Below are 16,138 nucleotides of genomic sequence, written 5' to 3' on the forward strand. Positions count from 1 at the left end.
CGCTTGTTGACCAGCTGAAGCGCGATCGCATAGGCGCGGTCGACTGAAATCTCGAGCTCGATCGGCTCGATATCAGGATAGAACTGACGCTGCTGTTCGGCCGAATAGAGGCCGGCATACACCGCGGTATTAGCACCATCGCCGGTGCGCAGGCGGGCCAGCGCGTCGAAGCGCGGCGGGTCGATCGGGTCGGTGGTGATGTCGTGGATCGCCGGCAGCTTGCGGTATTGCAGGCCGAGATAAGCGGGATAGGCGAGGATCGCGCCGTCGATCAGGAAGGCAAGCAGGATGCGCGCCATGCCGCGCGAGCCGTTCTGCCAGATCGCGGCAAAGCCGGCGAGCCCGAACAGGATCGAGAGCGCCGCAATCCCGAGCCCGCCGAAGAAGGTCGCGAGTGCCGGCTTCATCTCCAGGAAGCCGAACCGGACGATGATGATCGAGACCACCACCGCCACCACCGCGAACACGGCCAGATTGCGCGCCCAGCTCGCGAGACTGGACACGGGCTCCGACTGATAGGGAGCGGAAAACCTGCGGGCCATCGGGTGAGCTCTGCCGGGGTCTTGAGGGCGATGCCGGCCGGTCGGGCACGGCGATGGGCCGTTGAGACCACGGCCCCGAGGCAAATTCAAGGGTTCCCGGGATGTTACGGCCGGTCATTCCGGGTTCGATGCCGTTGGCATCGCCCGGAATGACGGTTTCGTTTGGCCGCCTACGCCGCCGCGTTCGGGAAGCGGTATTCTTTGAACTGGTCGCGCAGCGCGGTCTTCAGGATCTTGCCCGTCGCCGTGTGGGGTATGCCTTCGACGAAGGCAACGTCGTCGGGCATCCACCATTTGGCGATCTTGCCGTCCATGAACTTCAGAATGTCCTCGCGGCTGGCCTGCTGGCCCTGCTTGAGCTGCACGATCAGCAGCGGACGCTCGTCCCATTTGGGATGGAACACGCCGATCACGGCGGCTTCCGCCACGGCTGGATGGCCGACGGCGAGGTTTTCCAGCTCGATCGAAGAGATCCACTCGCCCCCGGACTTGATCACGTCTTTGGAGCGGTCGGTGATCCGCATGTAGCCGGCTTCGTCGATGGTCGCGACGTCTCCGGTGTCGAAGAAGCCGTCCTCGTCGAGAATATCAGTGTCGACCCGGTAATAAGCCTTGGCGACGGCCGGGCCGGCGACCTTGAGGCGGCCGAAGGTCGTGCCGTCCCACGGCAATTCCTTGCCGGCATCGTCGGTGATCTTCATCTCGACGGCGAACGGCGCGTAGCCCTGCATCTGGAGCACGTCGAGCCGGGCCTCGCCGGTCGCGTTCTGGAACGGCGGCTTCAGCGCCGCGACGCTGCCGATCGGGCTCATCTCGGTCATGCCCCAGGCGTGGCGGACGTTCGAGCCCATCTCGAGGAAGGCCTTGATCATCGAGCGCGGCATCGCCGAGCCGCCGCAGATCACCATCTTCAGGTCCGGCAGCTTCAGATTGTTGGCGTTCATGTGCTGGAGCAGCATCAGCCACACCGTGGGCACGCCGGCGGTATGCGTCACCCTCTCGGTCGAGAGCAGCTCATAGACCGAGGCGCCGTCGAGCTTGGCGCCGGGCATGACGAGCTTGGTACCCTGCGAGGGCGCGGAGAAGGCGATGCCCCAGCTGTTGGCGTGGAAGAGCGGCACCACGGGAAGCATGGTCTCGGAGGCGCTGGTACCGAGCGCGTCGACATTGTTGGCCATCAGCGCGTGCAGCACGTTGGAACGATGCGAATACAGCACGCCCTTGGGGTCGCCGGTGGTGCCTGATGTGTAGCACATCGCGGCCGCCGTGTTCTCGTCAAAGTCCTTCCATTTAAACTTGCCGTCGGCCTCCGCAATCCAGTCCTCGTAGGCGACCACGTTCTTCAGCGTCGTCTGCGGCATGTGCGCCTTGTCGGTGAGCACGACATAGCGTTCCACGCTTGTCAGCTTGTCGGCGATCTTCTCCAGGACCGGAATGAACGTGATGTCGGTCATCACGATGCGGTCCTGCGCATGGTTGATGATCCAGGCAATCTGCTCGGGGAAAAGGCGGGGATTGACGGTATGGCAGATGGCGCCGATCCCCATGATGCCGTACCAGACCTCGAGATGGCGCCAGGTGTTCCAGGCAATCGTTGCGACACGGTCACCGAGCTTGATGCCGTCGCGCTCCAGCATCTGCGAGACCTTGAGCGCCCGCTTGTGGATATCGGCATAGGTGGTGCGATGGATCGGTCCCTCGACCGATCGCGTCACGACCTCCTGCTTGCCATGAATCTTGGCGGCGTGTTCGATGATCCGGTGGCAGAGCAGGGGCCAGTCTTGCATCAAACCAAGCATTCCGTCGTTCCTCCGAGAAGCCGCTGGGCGGATTGTCGCTCTCAGCGTTGGGCCAAAGAATTGTCATGAGTCTTAGCCTGCCCGCCTTTCGCCGCAAATGGTCTTGTCGCGGCTATATGTCCGTCGGCGCGGCAATGGTTACCGTCGTGCTCGGGTTCGCGGATGGGGCGGAGGCGCGCAAATATGGGTCCCCGCTGGACATCTTTGGTATTGCTGCACCACGGCCGCGCGCGACGGTTCATTCCGAAAATGTCTCTGGCAAGATCCCGCTCCCGAGGCCTCGCCCCGAGGAGGCCCCCAAGGCCTCAGCCAAGGCATCGGACGAGTCTCCTTCGGAGACCGACGACAAGCCTTCCGCGGACAAACCTGGCACCCCGAAGCCCGCCGAGGCGGCGCCGCCGCCCGAGAAGCAGGCCTCCGCCTGTCGCCTCGCGCTGACCGAGGAGATCGCGATCGCGCCCTCGATTCCGGATATCCGCGGCCCTGGCGCTTGCGGCGGCGAGGATCTCGTGCGGCTCGAAGCTATCGTGCTGCCGGACAAGCGCAAGGTGGCGGTCAAGCCGGCGGCGATCCTCCGCTGCACCATGGCGTCCGCAATCGCCGATTGGGTGCGCAAGGACGTGGTGCCGCTGGCCGCGAGCCTCGGCTCGACCATCAGCGATCTCGACAATTTCGACAGCTTCGAGTGCCGCGGCCGCAACCGCGTTGTCGGCGCCATGCTGTCCGAGCACGGCAAGGCCAATGCGATCGATGTCCGCGCCATCAAGCTCGCTAACGGGCAGTCGATCGGCCTGACCGACCGCACCATGTCGCGCGAGGTGCGCGAGCGCGTGCTGCATTCGGTTTGCTCGCGCTTTTCGACCGTACTCGGCCCCGGCTCGGATTGGTACCACGAGGACCATATCCATCTCGACCTCGCGCAGCGGCGCAACGACTATCGGATATGTCAGTGGAACGTCTGGGATCCCCTGCCGCAGGTTGCCCCGCTCCTGCCGGCGGAACGGCCCGAGGAGGCGCCGCCGCGTGAGGTCGCGGCCAAACCCGAAGCGAAGCATGGAGTTGATGACGAGGCGGCGGAGAAATCTCCTGCGCCCGCGGACAAGCCCGCGGCCGATGGCAATAAAACCCAGCCGCACAAGCCGGCAACAAAAAAGCGCCGGTGAAACCGGCGCTTTTGAATGTCTGAGATCAGGTACCTGATCAGTAGCTGCCAGCCTGGCCGGTTTGGCTGCCGCCGAGTGCGAGACGCGAATTGTAGGGCGAGTCGCCGTGCTTGGGCTCGAGCACCACAACGAGGGTGCCGACCTTGACGCGATCATAGAGGTCGATCGCGTCCTCGTTGGTCAGGCGGATGCAGCCCGACGAGATCGAGGCGCCGATATATTCCGGCTGGTTGGTGCCGTGAATGCGGAACAATGTGTCCTTGCCGCCGGAGTAGAGATACATCGCGCGGGAGCCCATCGGATTGTCGGGACCGGGGGCGACGAAGGTGGGCACGCCCAGGCGCGAAATTTCGCCGGGGGTGGGGTGCCAGGCCGGCCACTCGGTCTTGCTGCCTACCTTGGCGATGCCCGACCAGGCCATGGCTTCTTCACCGACGGTGATGCCGTAGCGGATCGCCTTGCCGCCATCCATGACGTAGTAGAGGTAATGGTTGTCGGAATCGACCACGATCGAGCCCGGCGATTCCTTGCGGTGGTAATCGACGATAGCGCGGCGGAACGGCTCTGCGACCGCAGTTTTCTCGTACCTGACCTTGGCGAGGAGTTCCTTGTCTTTCGGCTTGAACGCCTTGGTGTCGGTCGCCTCGTAATGTGTGGCCTGCATGCAGCCCGACAGCATCAGGCCAGCGGCCAAAATACCAAGCGTAACTTTCAGCGACGACATGATTTGGTTCCAATCAACAACAACAAGCTTTCGCAGGGCTTGAGCAAGCCCAATTCCACGATTCCGTTGGCTCCATTATCGTTGAAATCTGCCACAATTCCAGCCTTTCGAAGCTTCTCCCGCGCTGCAAGACCTTACCTGTGGCTTTTCTGCCGCAAGTTTTGCGGGCCAGAGTCGGTTTCTAGGCAAAACGGTCGTAAGTGTCGATTCCGTGCCACAGTTGGGCCACGGCGTCGCCACAAATGCAAACGCTCCGTTAATGTGCTTGTCATCATCAACTTGTCAGAATCGCGCTAAGGGCTGTCAGTCTGTCGCAGGCCCTGCTGGAGTTGTGCATGTTTTCTGTATTTGTTCCCTCCGAGTCCTCCCTCAAGAAGGCCATCGTCGAGGATCTCGCGGCAGTCCCGGAGCATGCGGTCTGGATCGACCTCGTCAACCCGACCGCGGCCGAAGACAAAGCCGTCGAGAGGCTCTCGGGGATTGCGATCCCGACCCGGGAAGACATGCAGGAGATCGAGATCTCCAGCCGCCTCTATATGGAGAACGGCGCGCGCTACATGACCGCGACGCTGATGTGCCACTCCGACACCGATATGCCCCGGACCACCGCGGTGACCTTCATTCTCGGCGACCACCGCCTGGTAACGGTGCGCTATGACCAGCCCAAGCCCTTTGCGCTGGTCGAGGCCAAGCTGGCGCGTTCCTGCACGCCGGCCATCACCGGCGAGATGGTGCTGATGGAGCTGCTCGATGCCGTGATCGACCGCTGCGCCGACATCCTGGAGCGCTGCGGCGCCGAGATCGATCAGGTCTCGCATGACATCTTTGAGCCGGAGAGCGAGCGCCACGGTCACGCCAAGCAATATTCGCAAATCCTGATCTCGATCGGCCGCAAGGGCGATCTGACCTCCAAGGTTCGCGAGAGCCTGGTCTCGATCGGCCGCGTCGTCGCCTTCCTCTCGGCGGTGGTGGAGGGCGTGAAATGGTCGAAGGACATGCGTGAGCAGCTCAAGACCATGCAGCGCGACGTCGTCTCGCTGACCGACCACGCCTCCTACCTCTCCAGCAAGATCACCTTCGTGCTCGACGCCATGCTCGGCGTCGTCAATCTCGAGCAGAACAACATCATCAAGCTGTTTTCGGTCATGGCGGTCGTCCTGATGCCGCCGACGCTGATCGCCTCGATCTACGGCATGAACTTCAAGTCGATGCCGGAATTCGAATGGGCGCACGGCTATCCGTTCGCGCTGGTCTTGATGCTGATCGCGGCGATCGTTCCCTACTGGATCTTCAAGTGGAAGAAGTGGCTGTAATAGCTACCGAGACCTTACGCCGGACGCAGAGACACGGTGTCTGGTGTCGCAGAATAGAGCGGGATTGCGGCCGCACCGCGATGTATGCTCGCCGCCCCAATTCCTCCGGTAAAATTTGAGCGGTGGGCTGAACGTTTGCGCGAAACTTGTCTGCGATAAGCAGAGTGTTAGCCGCGAGGAACAGCCATGGTTGAAAAACAAATAACGTCGCCCCGCAACGTCATCAATCTGGCGAACTATCGTCAGGTCCTGGCGAGCGGCAAGGCGTCGTCGATGTCGGCGCGCATGTGCCGGCACTGTGGTGCTCCGCTGCTCGACGGCGAGAACGACGACGATTGCTCGACTGCAATCAGCACGGCCGCTCCGCAGCCACGCGAGAGGTCACGTCGGATTCGACTCGATTGAGGAACGGAAGCTAAGGGCGATCCAGGTCTTGCGGCGGCGTTGTCTGGATCGCCTTGCTTCTCCGGCGTTGTTTCCAACATCTCATTGCGAGGAGCGCTTGCGATCGCAATGACGAGGTAGCCTACACGTGCTGGCCGCCGTTGATGTGGATCTCCGCGCCGTTGACGTAAGAACTGGTGTCCGTGCACAGCACGTAGATGATCTTGGCGACCTCGTCGGGCGTGCCGAGCCGGTGCATCGGGATCTGCTGGTCGACGATCTTCTCGGTGCCCGGCGACAGGATCGAGGTGTCGATCTCGCCGGGTGCGATCGCGTTGACGCGCACGCCGACGCGGCCGAAATCGGAGGCCATCTCGCGGGTCAGGGATGCGAGCGCAGCCTTCGAGGTGGCGTAGGCCGCGCCCGCGAAGGGATGCACGCGCGAGCCCGCGATCGAGGTGACGTTCACGACAGAGCCCTTGGCCGTCTTCAGTTCCTCGATCAGCCCGCGCGCCATCATGATCGGCGCGAAGAAGTTGACGTTGAACACGTGCGTCCAGGTGTCGAGGTCGGTGTCGATCGAGCCAAGCCTGGAGCCGCCGGCGCCCTTCGGTGAGATCGCGGCGTTGTTGACCAGCGCATGCAGCATGCCGCCTTCGAGCCGGTCGCGGATGTCGGAGATCGCGCGGGTGGTATCGGCGGGCGTGGCAAGATCGACCTGGATATGGTCCTCAGGGCCTGCGTCCCACGGACAATCCTCCGGGAACGGATGTCGCGAGCAGGTGATCACGCGCCAGCCGGCCGAGGAGAAACGGATCACGGTGGCATGGCCGATGCCGCGGCTAGCCCCGGTCAGGAGCAGCGTGCGGCGCGGCGCATTGGAAGGCTGCGGCATGAAGGTCTTTCAGGTTGGAGCATGATCCGGACCCGGAGGGGCTTTCCGAAAGGATCATGCTCGAACAAAATACTAAGGATACATCCGCGTCTTGGACCATTTCTGGCCGGCCGCGTCACGGCGAAATTCGATGCGGTCGTGCAGGCGGAATGGGCGGTCGTGCCAGAACTCGATACGCGCCGGCGTGATACGCCAGCCGCTCCAGCCCGGCGGACGCGGCACCTCGCCGATGACGTGCTTGGCGGCGACCTTGGCGATCGCCTGCTCGAAGGCGAAGCGGCTCTCGAGCTCTTGCGACTGCTTGCTCGCCCAGGCGCCGATCTGCGCCTGCTTCGGGCGGGTGGCGAAATAGGCGTCGGCCTCGGCCTCGGTCACCGGCGTCACGTTGCCGCGGATGCGGACCTGACGGCGCAGCGACTTCCAGTGAAAAAGTAACGCCGCCTTAGGATTTGCGGCGAGTTCGCGGCCCTTCTGGCTGGCGATGTGGCTGTAGAAGACGAAACCATCGGTATCGAAGCCCTTCATCAGCACCATGCGCACGTCCGGCAGGCCATCGGCATCGACGGTGGCGAGCGCCATGGCGTTCGGATCGTTCGGCTCGCTCTTGATGGCTTCGTTCAGCCAGGCCTCGAACAGCGCAAAGGGCTCGTCGGCGGCGGTGAAATCACCGGATGTTAAGGGTGTCTGGTGTTTCATCGAGGTCGTGTCGGTCATGTCTGGGGTCCGAGTTGCGTCCTGCGGTCCAAAACGCGTTGTTGTCTGCTACCGCCCTATATAGGGTATGGGGACGCGTTGGCCTATCGGCGATCCGACCATCCGGCTTCGTCATGACGATCATTCTGATCGGGCTCGGCACCGGCGGTTGCAGCTTTTCCCGCAATGACAAGAGTGCCTACGCCAAGGCCGACGACAGCGACCTCACCGGCTCGATCGCAATGCCGGCCAAGGCGCCGACCGACACCGATCTCGCCTTCGCCCGCAACGCTGCCTCCGACGTCCTCAGCAAGAACGACAAGGATTCCAGCCAGCATTGGGAGAACCCGGAAACCGGGGCGCGCGGTTCGGTCACGCCGATCGCGCAATCCTATGCCGCTGAAGACGGCCGCAAGTGCCGCGACTTCCTGGCGAGCTACGTCAACGGCAGCACCGAAAGCTGGCTCCAGGGTGCGGGCTGCCAAAGCAGCCGTGGCAGTTGGGAGATTCATACGCTAAAGCCGTGGCGGAGCTAGGAATCGCTTCACCAGGCTAGTTGCAAAAATGCCACTCGCCCCCCACATGAGGCTCAAGTGGGGCGGGGAGCCCTTTGAACAATTCGATTTCTTGAAGGAGACGTGACGGATGCGCGACCCCTATGAGGTCTTGGGGGTGCCGCGGAGCGCCAACGCTGCCGCGATCAAGAGCGCCTATCGCAAGCTTGCCAAGAAGCACCATCCCGACAGCAACAAGAACGACCCGAAGGCGGCCGAGCGCTTCGCTGAGCTCAATACGGCCAACGAGATCCTCGGCGACGAGGACAAGCGCAAGCAATTTGACCGCGGCGAGATCGACGCCGACGGCAAGCCGCGCTTCCAGGGTTTTCCGGGCGGCGGCGGTGGGCCGCGCGGGCGCGCGGGTCCCGGCGGGTTCGAGAGCTATACGTTCCGCGGCGGCGGCGCGGGCCCGGGTCCGGGCGGCGGCGCGTTCGAGGACATCCTCAACAGCATGTTCGGCGGTGGTCCGCGTCCGCGGCCCGGGGCCGGCGGCGGTGCCCAATTCGAATTCGACACCGGCGGGATCGGGCTCGATCTCGACGTTAATGTCGCCATGACCGTCTCGCTGGAGGAGGCGGTCAAGGGCGGCGAGAAGCGCGTTCGGCTGCCGAATGGCAAGGAACTCAACGTCAAGATTCCGGCCGGCGTCACCGAGGGCCAGCAGATCCGGTTGCGGGGACAGGGCGAGAGCGCTCAGGGCCATCCGCCGGGCGATCTCCTGATCACGATCGGCATCGCCCAGCATCCGTTCTTCAAGATCGAGGGCGCCGATCTCAGGATCGACCTGCCGGTCACGCTTTACGAGGCGGTGCTTGGCGGCAAGGTCCGCGTGCCCACCCTCGGCAATGCCGTGGAACTGTCGGTCCCGCAAAACACCTCCAGCGGCCGGACCTTCCGCCTTAAGGGCAAGGGACTGCCAAAAGCTGGCGGAACCGGGGATCTCTTCGTCACCATCAGGATTATGCTACCGGACGGGAACGACGCCGAGCTTGAAGCATTGATGGAGAAGTGGCGGGACCAGCGCCCCTACAATCCGCGTAGCGGGCTTGGTTAAGCGTGATCCGGAAAGTGTGAAGGGGTTCTCCTAAAGACTGAGAGCGTCGTCCATCGAGATGATGCTCATCATATGCCCGAGGCGTGGTAGCCCTTCTTGGCGTGCTCGACGTGTCGGCTGTCCGGCGGGGCAGCCGATAAAAAGGTGCGGCCTCGAGAGGGGGACCAGCGCGGTACCAAAAACCCCAATCGAGGCCGCCCGCGTCGATCGGCGGATCGAACGCTGCTCATTTTCGCGTGATCATCCGGTGCGATAATGAGACGCGCCGATGTCTTCATTCCAAATTTTCAATGTCGGAATCGAGGCACCGCGTTTGCGTGGTTGTCTAGGTGCCGCTTTTCTCTGCCTGGTCGTAGACCGCCTGCGCCACTTTGGTCAGCCGATCCCGGTCGCCGCCACCGCTGACGACGTAGCCGACGCCGCGCTCCGACCAGAACAGCGCCCCGTCCTTGTCCGTTCTGGCGTAGCGCATCTGCGTCGCGCCATTCTCGGTCTTGGCGGTGTAGATCGTGTACCGCTCGCCCGAGGCGCCCTCATACATCAGGAACGACGCCGGCCCGTTCGGCCCCGGCAAAAGCCGGCCACCGACGAGCTTCAGTCCACTCGCCTCCAGGTTCGGTGCAAACACGGTCCAGCCGCAGCGTCTGGTCAGCCAGGCCTGGAGGTGGTCGCGCTCGTTGCCGCCGACCTCGACCGGATGGCGGACCTCGACGACATAGAGCCGGTGGGCGTCGAGCGCGTCAGTCGTAAAACTCTGGAAGGTCGACGGCGCGTTGGCGGCGCCATGCCCCAGCCAGCCGGCGGCGCCGCCGGCGACGAAGGCCACCAGCACGGCCGCGGCTGCGCCATAGAGCCAGTGCCGCGGGCGGCGCTCCAGCCGTTCGAGCTCGAGCCGCGCCGGCACCGGCTCCTGGGCGACCGAATCGTAGCGGGCGTGCAGCATCTCGGCCATGGCGCGCCAGGACTGCACGCGCTCGCCATCCTCAGGCTGCGCGGCAAGCCAGGCCTCGACGTCGGCGCGGCGTTCGGCCGGCAGCTCGCCGTCGACATAGGCGTGCAGTTCGTCCTCGGTCACTGGGATCTTGCGGTCGTTCATATCGATCGTCTCTGGCTCTGCGGCCCAAAATGTTCTTCGTGGTTCAACTGCGCCGCTTCCCATGCCATGCAGGAGGAACGACCGGCGCGATGCATCAATCCTGCCATCATTTCACCCGCCTGAGCGCCGGGCGCTCACCCTCCAGCGAGGCTTTGACGTGGGCGCGGGCGCGTGCCAGGCGCGACATCACCGTGCCGATCGGCACGCCCTGGATGTCGGCGACCTCGCGGTAGCTCATGCCCTCCAGCATCACCAGGAGCAGCACCGAGCGTTGCTCCTCGACGAGCGTCGCCAGCGCCCTCTCGATATCGCGCCCTTCGGCTTCGGTCCCGCTGGCATCCGGATTGTTCTCCGTCAGCTGCATGAATTGCGGCCGCCGTGCCAGCGAGCGCCGCCGGTTCTTGTTGAGGTTGGTCAGGATCGTATAAAGCCAGCTCCTGACGTCGCCCCCGAGAAACAGGCGCTCCGAACGCAGCGCCCGCACCAGCGTATCCTGCACCAGATCGTCGGCCGCATCCGCCTCGCGCGTGAGCGCGCGGGCGTAGCGGCGCAATGCCGGGATCATGGCTTCAACGCTTTGGCGAAACGCACTCATTGCGGTCTTGACGTCCTGATGTTCGGCGCGAGCGCCACAACGATCATAACACCCGAGCGGAACGGCTATTCCGGCGCTTGAAACAGCGTTAACGCCGCGTATTAGGACTGTACCGCAACGGAGGGCTGGTGTACCTCCAAACCTCACCGGAGCTCGACGGGACGTTAGCAAAATGGCGCAGAATTCAGGTCTGATGCAGGGCAAGAGGGGCGTGGTCCTCGGCGTTGCCAACAACCGCTCGATCGCCTGGGGCATTGCCAAGGCATGCCACGCGGCCGGCGCCGAGCTTGCCTTCACCTACCAGGGCGATGCGCTGAAGAAGCGCGTCGAGCCGCTCGCCGCCGAGATCGGCGGGCTCGTGCTCGGCCATTGCGACGTCACCGATGCCGCAACCATCGATGCGGCCTTCGCGGTGCTGAAGGAGAAGTGGGGCAAGATCGACTTCCTGGTGCATGCGATCGCCTATGGCGAGCAACTCGACGGCCGCTACGTCGACACCACGCAGGAGAATTTTTCGAAGTCCCTGCTGATCTCCTGCTATTCGTTCACGGCCGTGGCGCAGCGCGCCGAGAAGCTGATGACCGACGGCGGCTCGCTCATCACGCTCAGCTATTACGGCGCCGAGAAGTGGATGCCGCATTACAACGTCATGGGCGTCGCGAAAGCGGCGCTCGAAGCAAGCGTGCGTTATCTCGCCGCCGATCTCGGCGAGAAGAACATCCGCGTCAACGCGATCTCGGCGGGGCCGATCAAGACCCTCGCGGCGTCCGGCATCGGCGATTTCAGATATATCCTGAAGTGGAACGAAGCCAACGCACCACTGCGGCGCAACGTCTCCACGGAAGACGTCGGCGGCAGCGCGCTGTATTTCCTCTCCGACCTCTCGCGCGGCGTCACCGGCGAGGTGCACCACGTCGATTCCGGCTATCACGTGCTCGGCATGAAGCGCCCGGACGCGCCGGACATTTCGTTCGGCGGGAAGGACTAATTTTTCAGCCAGCAATGCCCGTGCCCACGATCTATTATCTGCGCCACGGCGAGACCGAGTGGAACGCGCTCGGGAGGCTTCAGGGCATCAAGGACATTCCGCTGAACGCGCGCGGTCGCGGTCAGGCCGTGCAGGCCGGCGGCATTCTCGCCGATCTGTTCAAGCGCGAGGGCCGCGACAAGGCTGCATTACCCTACGTGTCGAGTCCGCTTGGCCGCGCGCGAGAGACCATGGAACTGGCGCGGAGCAAGCTCGAACTGCCGACTGCGGACTATACGCTCGACGATCGCCTGCGTGAGATCGGCTACGGCACCTGGGAGGGACTGACGCTGGCCGAGAGCGAGGCCTCCGATCCCGACATCTACGCCCGGCGCCTCGCCGACAAATGGACGGTGGGCCCCGCGGGCGGGGAGACCTACGCCGATGTCCAGGTCCGCGCGCGCGCCTGGTACGACCAGCTTCGGACCGACACCGTCGCGGTCGCCCATGGCGGGACCTGCCGGGCCCTGATGGTTTCACTCGGCCTGGAGACGCCGGCGAGCGCCGCCGAACTCTACATCGAGCAGGGCGCCGTCTACGTGTTCCGCGACGGGCGGCTGGAGAAGTTTAGTTAAGCCGGCTCGCCGTCTCCGTGGCGGCTGCGGGTTTGACCCCCGGCGCCCCGCGCGTTACCACACGCGGGAACCGAGCCTGCGAGCAGCGATGTCCTTCAACACCTTCGGCCACATGTTCCGCGTCACGACCTTCGGCGAGAGCCATGGGGTGGCGATTGGCTGCGTGGTCGACGGCTGCCCGCCCATGATCCCGCTCGTCGAAGCCGACATCCAGGGTGATCTTGATCGCCGCCGGCCCGGCCAGTCGCGCTTCACGACCCAGCGTCAGGAGCCGGACCAGGTCAAGATCCTCTCCGGCGTGATGGCGCATCCGGAGACCGGCGTGCAGGTGACGACGGGCACGCCGATCGGGCTCCTGATCGAGAACACCGACCAGCGCTCGAAGGACTATTCCGAGATCAAGGACAAGTTTCGCCCTGGTCATGCCGACTTCACCTATGAAGCGAAGTACGGCCTGCGCGACTATCGCGGCGGCGGCCGCTCGTCGGCGCGCGAGACCGCCACTCGCGTCGCCGCCGGCGCGATCGCGCGAAAGGTGCTGCCCGACGTGAAGGTGCGCGGCGCGCTGGTGCAGATGGGCCCGCACAAGATCGACCGCGCGAAGTGGGACTGGGACGAGATTGCGAAAAATCCGTTCTTCTGTCCCGACAAGGACAAGGCCGCGTTCTTCGAGACCTATCTCGACGGCATCCGTAAGAGCGGCTCCTCGATCGGCGCGGTGATCGAGGTCGTCGCCGAAGGTGTGCCGGCAGGCCTTGGCGCGCCAATCTACGCCAAGCTCGACGCCGAGCTCGCCGCCGCAATGATGAGCATCAATGCGGTGAAGGGCGTCGAGATCGGCGCCGGCTTTGCCGCGGCCGAACTCACCGGCGAAGAGAACGCCGACGAGATGCGCACCGGCAATGACGGCACGCGTTTTCTGTCCAATCACGCCGGCGGCGTGCTGGGCGGCATCTCCACGGGGCAGCCGGTGGTGGTGCGTTTCGCGGTCAAGCCGACCTCGTCGATCCTGCAGCCGCGTCTCACCGTCGATCGCAACGGTGCCGACACCGAGATCATGACCAAGGGCCGCCACGATCCCTGCGTCGGCATCCGCGCCGTCCCCGTCGGCGAAGCCATGATGGCCTGTGTGCTGGCGGATCATTTCCTGCGCGACCGCGGCCAAGTCGGGCGCTAGCGTTGCGCGAGGCGCTTGTACCGCGCTACTGGCCCACCGCGCAGCTTGACGATCCCACAACTTCGTCGGCAAATGCAGCCATGGAAAGCTCCGATCTCCAACGTATCACCAGCTGGCTGATCGACGGCGCCTGGTCGTCCAAGGCCCCGGCCGAGATGACGGCGGAAGCCTGCGAACGGATGGTCGCAGCCGGTCTGCCGCTATGGCGGTTCGGCATCTTCATCCGCACGCTGCATCCCGAAATTTTCGGTCGCAACTTCATCTGGCGGGAGGGCGAGGAGGTCGAGATCGGCACGGTCGATTTCGAGATACTGGCGACGCCGGAATTCGCCAGAAGTCCGCTGCGGGTCGTGTTCGAGCAGGGACTTGAGGTGCGGGGACGCATGGACGATCCCGGCAGCAAGCATTTTCCGTTTCTCGACGACATGCGTGCCGAAGGCGTAACCGACTACGTCGCGATGCCAATGCCGTTTCTCGACGGCTCGGTCCACGCGACGAGCTGGACCACGCGCCATCCAGGCGGCTTCACCGATGACCACATCGCGGCGATTCACGCTATCGTCAAGCCGCTCGCGCGCATCACCGAGATCATCAGCCTGCGCCGCACCGCCGAGATGCTGCTCGACACCTATGTCGGCAATCGTGCCGGCGCGCGCATCCTTGGCGGTCAGATCCGCCGCGGCCACAACGACACCATGCAGGCTGCGATCTGGCTCTCCGATCTGCGCGGCTTCACCGCACTGTCGGACCGGCTGCCGGCCGAGACTGTGGTCGAGATCCTCAACCATTATTTCGACTGCCAGGTCGCCGCGATCCGCGGCCATGGCGGCGAGGTGCTGAAATTCATGGGCGATGGCCTGCTCGCGGTGTTCCCGATCGACGAATATGTCGGCGATGCCGCGCATGTCTGCACGCGCGTGCTGGAGGCGGCGCGCGAATCCCGCGCCAGCGTCGAGGCGCTCGCGTATCCTGTCGGCGACGTCATCGAGCGCTTCCGTTTCGGCGTGGCGCTCCACGTCGGGAATATCCTCTACGGTAATATCGGTGGCGGCAACCGCCTCGACTTCACCTGCATCGGCCCGGCCGTGAACCTTGCCGCCAGGCTCGAGAAGATAACGGGTCGCCTGGGGCGGACCGTCGTGGCCTCGGAAATGTTCGCCAATGTCTGCCGCCACGACTGGCACGAGCTCGGCGAATTCCCGATCGCGGGCTTTTCAAAGGCGCAGCGCGTGTACGGGCTGACGGAGGAGAGGCCGGTGGCGATGGCCTGAGGTCGTCCTCGGAGGTCCGCCGCCGCCAACCCGGTGAGCAGAATTCAGGCGTTCGACGCCATCACCGACTTCAGCGGTACATCCAGCTGATAGACAAATCCGGACGGTTCGTAGGCCAGCCGCACCTGTCCGTTCAGTTGCTGGCCGAGCGACTCGATCATCCGGGTGCCGTAGCTCCGTCGTGTCGGCGGCGCCACCGCAGGGCCGCCGCTTTCGCTCCACTTCAGGCGCAGCCTTTGCTCGATCTCGTCGACCGTCCATACGATCTCGACATGGCCGGAGGAACTGGACAGCGCGCCGAACTTCGTCGTGTTGGTGCAGAGCTCGTTGAATGTCATCGCGAGCGCTATCACGGCACCGGATGTGATCCTGAGGTCCGGCCCATTGAAATGGAATCGTCGGCCCCCCTGACTGTCATAGGGATCGGTGGCGCCGCTCAGGGTATGAGTGAGGCTCGCATTTGACCAGCTGACCTGTATCAACAGGTCGTGGGCACGCCCTAACGCCAGCAAGCGGCCATCCATGGCTTTTTGGCCTTGCTCCAGACTGATTGCGGTCCGGAAGCTCTGGGCTGCGATTGCGCTCACCGTCGCAAGCGTATTCTTGATGCGATGATGCAGCTCTCCGAGGATGAGCTTTTGCAACTTGTCGGCAGCCTCGCGTTCGTGGGCTTCGATGCCGGCTTGAGCGAGCAGGACCTTGGCGTCGGTGTCGGCCTGTTCCAGCAACAGGCGCAGATTGTCGTTTTCCGCTACCAGAACCGATTCCTGTGGCGATCGAGCAACCTCAAGGTTGTCCCCAGGATCCGTCGTTGTGGTCGGAAGGATTTTTAGCGCGCCCGCTCCGATCATGGTTTGCAACTGCGAGATCATTTCGTCGACGGCGAGCGGCTTGCGAAAGAAGCGGCTGTCGGCCGGCGTTTCGTTTTCAGACGGCTTTACCTGACCGGAAACCAGCACGATCTTGATGGCAGGCCAGCGATCGTGCACCGCGTGGGCCAGCTTCAAGCCGTCCATGGTCCCGGGCATCTGGATGTCGCTGAACAGAAGCGAGATGTCTGACCGCGACTCGAGGATCGCGATGGCTTCGTCGGCGTTGACGGCCTGCACAGGGCAGAAGCCTGCATCCTCCACGATATCGACCGCGCGCATGCGCAGGATCATCTCGTCTTCGACGACGAGAACATTCGGCAAGGAGGTTGGAGGTGTTGACATCTGTGCACGATACTTTCCTGGACATCCGACAAACTCGGCCGGCGCTTTGCGATTGTTGG

16 protein-coding genes and 1 pseudogene are annotated in these 16,138 nt (G+C 64.0%); 9 read left to right on the forward strand and 8 right to left on the reverse strand.

Going from position 1 to position 16,138, the window contains the following annotated elements; genetic code table 11:
* Together IVB47_RS29810 and IVB47_RS29815 are read right to left on the reverse strand one after the other, a co-directional pair.
* A pseudogene (locus tag IVB47_RS29810) lies at window positions 1–542 on the reverse strand (DUF1499 domain-containing protein); the annotation flags it as partial.
* Between the two features lie 170 nt (window positions 543–712).
* Window positions 713–2,341, reverse strand: a complete 1,629-nt coding sequence (locus tag IVB47_RS29815; RefSeq protein ID WP_247466774.1) for a fatty-acid--CoA ligase — start codon at window positions 2,339–2,341, stop codon at window positions 713–715.
* A 65-nt stretch (window positions 2,342–2,406) separates the two neighbouring features.
* Here IVB47_RS29815 and IVB47_RS29820 point away from each other — a divergent pair, with 65 nt between their 5' ends.
* On the forward strand, window positions 2,407–3,504 hold the full coding sequence (locus IVB47_RS29820) for an extensin family protein (protein ID WP_247466777.1): 1,098 nt from the start codon (window positions 2,407–2,409) through the stop codon (window positions 3,502–3,504).
* Between the two features lie 37 nt (window positions 3,505–3,541).
* On the opposite strand, the gene IVB47_RS29825 is transcribed toward IVB47_RS29820, so the two are convergent.
* Window positions 3,542–4,228, reverse strand: a complete 687-nt coding sequence (locus tag IVB47_RS29825; RefSeq protein WP_027568704.1) for a L,D-transpeptidase — start codon at window positions 4,226–4,228, stop codon at window positions 3,542–3,544.
* Window positions 4,229–4,563: 335 nt separating this feature from the next.
* On the opposite strand from IVB47_RS29825, the gene IVB47_RS29830 reads away from it, so the two are divergent.
* Window positions 4,564–5,541, forward strand: coding sequence for a magnesium transporter CorA family protein (locus IVB47_RS29830; protein WP_247466781.1), 978 nt, complete (start codon window positions 4,564–4,566; stop codon window positions 5,539–5,541).
* 186 nt (window positions 5,542–5,727) lie between these two features.
* On the forward strand, window positions 5,728–5,946 hold the full coding sequence (locus tag IVB47_RS29835; RefSeq protein ID WP_027568706.1) for a hypothetical protein: 219 nt from the start codon (window positions 5,728–5,730) through the stop codon (window positions 5,944–5,946).
* Window positions 5,947–6,067: 121 nt separating this feature from the next.
* On the opposite strand, the gene IVB47_RS29840 is transcribed toward IVB47_RS29835, so the two are convergent.
* Both IVB47_RS29840 and pdxH read right to left on the reverse strand, forming a co-directional pair.
* Window positions 6,068–6,820: an SDR family oxidoreductase gene (locus tag IVB47_RS29840; protein WP_007607375.1), complete on the reverse strand. Its 753-nt coding sequence runs from the start codon at window positions 6,818–6,820 to the stop codon at window positions 6,068–6,070.
* 72 nt (window positions 6,821–6,892) lie between these two features.
* Complete coding sequence (gene pdxH / locus IVB47_RS29845; protein ID WP_027568707.1) at window positions 6,893–7,534, reverse strand: pyridoxamine 5'-phosphate oxidase; 642 nt, start codon at window positions 7,532–7,534, stop codon at window positions 6,893–6,895.
* A gap of 113 nt (window positions 7,535–7,647) precedes the next feature.
* Between pdxH and IVB47_RS29850 the strand changes: the two genes are divergently transcribed.
* Both IVB47_RS29850 and IVB47_RS29855 read left to right on the forward strand, forming a co-directional pair.
* Window positions 7,648–8,049: an RT0821/Lpp0805 family surface protein gene (locus IVB47_RS29850; RefSeq protein ID WP_027516547.1), complete on the forward strand. Its 402-nt coding sequence runs from the start codon at window positions 7,648–7,650 to the stop codon at window positions 8,047–8,049.
* Between the two features lie 109 nt (window positions 8,050–8,158).
* Complete coding sequence (locus tag IVB47_RS29855; protein WP_247466784.1) at window positions 8,159–9,124, forward strand: J domain-containing protein; 966 nt, start codon at window positions 8,159–8,161, stop codon at window positions 9,122–9,124.
* Window positions 9,125–9,449: 325 nt separating this feature from the next.
* Here the strand turns inward: IVB47_RS29855 and IVB47_RS29860 are convergent, their stop codons facing one another.
* Both IVB47_RS29860 and IVB47_RS29865 read right to left on the reverse strand, forming a co-directional pair.
* Complete coding sequence (locus tag IVB47_RS29860) at window positions 9,450–10,220, reverse strand: anti-sigma factor (RefSeq protein WP_027568709.1); 771 nt, start codon at window positions 10,218–10,220, stop codon at window positions 9,450–9,452.
* A gap of 106 nt (window positions 10,221–10,326) precedes the next feature.
* Entirely contained in the window at window positions 10,327–10,815 is a 489-nt protein-coding gene (locus tag IVB47_RS29865; protein WP_007594679.1) for a sigma-70 family RNA polymerase sigma factor, read from the reverse strand.
* A 172-nt stretch (window positions 10,816–10,987) separates the two neighbouring features.
* Here IVB47_RS29865 and fabI point away from each other — a divergent pair, with 172 nt between their 5' ends.
* From fabI to IVB47_RS29885, 4 genes are all read left to right on the forward strand, one after another.
* A complete protein-coding gene (fabI, locus tag IVB47_RS29870; protein ID WP_027568710.1) occupies window positions 10,988–11,803 on the forward strand; it encodes an enoyl-ACP reductase FabI in 816 nt (271 codons plus the stop codon).
* A 14-nt stretch (window positions 11,804–11,817) separates the two neighbouring features.
* Entirely contained in the window at window positions 11,818–12,417 is a 600-nt protein-coding gene (locus tag IVB47_RS29875; protein WP_247439021.1) for a histidine phosphatase family protein, read from the forward strand.
* A gap of 88 nt (window positions 12,418–12,505) precedes the next feature.
* Window positions 12,506–13,594 (forward strand): chorismate synthase, encoded by a 1,089-nt coding sequence (aroC, locus tag IVB47_RS29880; protein WP_247290978.1) that lies wholly within the window; start codon window positions 12,506–12,508, stop codon window positions 13,592–13,594.
* A gap of 80 nt (window positions 13,595–13,674) precedes the next feature.
* Complete coding sequence (locus IVB47_RS29885; protein ID WP_247466788.1) at window positions 13,675–14,865, forward strand: adenylate/guanylate cyclase domain-containing protein; 1,191 nt, start codon at window positions 13,675–13,677, stop codon at window positions 14,863–14,865.
* Between the two features lie 44 nt (window positions 14,866–14,909).
* On the opposite strand, the gene IVB47_RS29890 is transcribed toward IVB47_RS29885, so the two are convergent.
* The gene (locus tag IVB47_RS29890) at window positions 14,910–16,079 is read right to left on the reverse strand and encodes an HWE histidine kinase domain-containing protein (protein ID WP_027568714.1); all 1,170 of its coding nucleotides are present in this window, start codon (window positions 16,077–16,079) and stop codon (window positions 14,910–14,912) included.
* Window positions 16,080–16,138 lie beyond the last annotated feature (59 nt).

This window comes from Bradyrhizobium sp. 62, assembly GCF_023073035.1.
Taxonomy (GTDB): domain Bacteria; phylum Pseudomonadota; class Alphaproteobacteria; order Rhizobiales; family Xanthobacteraceae; genus Bradyrhizobium.

What these genes read in the sequence shown, in the direction of transcription:
- IVB47_RS29815 (WP_247466774.1), bottom strand. Translation starts at nt 2,341, where the DNA reads ATGCTTGGTTTGATGCAAGACTGGCCCCTGCTCTGCCACCGGATCATC.
- IVB47_RS29820 (WP_247466777.1), top strand. Translation starts at nt 2,407, where the DNA reads ATGAGTCTTAGCCTGCCCGCCTTTCGCCGCAAATGGTCTTGTCGCGGC.
- IVB47_RS29825 (WP_027568704.1), bottom strand. Translation starts at nt 4,228, where the DNA reads ATGTCGTCGCTGAAAGTTACGCTTGGTATTTTGGCCGCTGGCCTGATG.
- IVB47_RS29830 (WP_247466781.1), top strand. Translation starts at nt 4,564, where the DNA reads ATGTTTTCTGTATTTGTTCCCTCCGAGTCCTCCCTCAAGAAGGCCATC.
- IVB47_RS29835 (WP_027568706.1), top strand. Translation starts at nt 5,728, where the DNA reads ATGGTTGAAAAACAAATAACGTCGCCCCGCAACGTCATCAATCTGGCG.
- IVB47_RS29840 (WP_007607375.1), bottom strand. Translation starts at nt 6,820, where the DNA reads ATGCCGCAGCCTTCCAATGCGCCGCGCCGCACGCTGCTCCTGACCGGG.
- pdxH (WP_027568707.1), bottom strand. Translation starts at nt 7,534, where the DNA reads ATGACCGACACGACCTCGATGAAACACCAGACACCCTTAACATCCGGT.
- IVB47_RS29850 (WP_027516547.1), top strand. Translation starts at nt 7,648, where the DNA reads ATGACGATCATTCTGATCGGGCTCGGCACCGGCGGTTGCAGCTTTTCC.
- IVB47_RS29855 (WP_247466784.1), top strand. Translation starts at nt 8,159, where the DNA reads ATGCGCGACCCCTATGAGGTCTTGGGGGTGCCGCGGAGCGCCAACGCT.
- IVB47_RS29860 (WP_027568709.1), bottom strand. Translation starts at nt 10,220, where the DNA reads ATGAACGACCGCAAGATCCCAGTGACCGAGGACGAACTGCACGCCTAT.
- IVB47_RS29865 (WP_007594679.1), bottom strand. Translation starts at nt 10,815, where the DNA reads ATGAGTGCGTTTCGCCAAAGCGTTGAAGCCATGATCCCGGCATTGCGC.
- fabI (WP_027568710.1), top strand. Translation starts at nt 10,988, where the DNA reads ATGGCGCAGAATTCAGGTCTGATGCAGGGCAAGAGGGGCGTGGTCCTC.
- IVB47_RS29875 (WP_247439021.1), top strand. Translation starts at nt 11,818, where the DNA reads ATGCCCGTGCCCACGATCTATTATCTGCGCCACGGCGAGACCGAGTGG.
- aroC (WP_247290978.1), top strand. Translation starts at nt 12,506, where the DNA reads ATGTCCTTCAACACCTTCGGCCACATGTTCCGCGTCACGACCTTCGGC.
- IVB47_RS29885 (WP_247466788.1), top strand. Translation starts at nt 13,675, where the DNA reads ATGGAAAGCTCCGATCTCCAACGTATCACCAGCTGGCTGATCGACGGC.
- IVB47_RS29890 (WP_027568714.1), bottom strand. Translation starts at nt 16,079, where the DNA reads ATGTCAACACCTCCAACCTCCTTGCCGAATGTTCTCGTCGTCGAAGAC.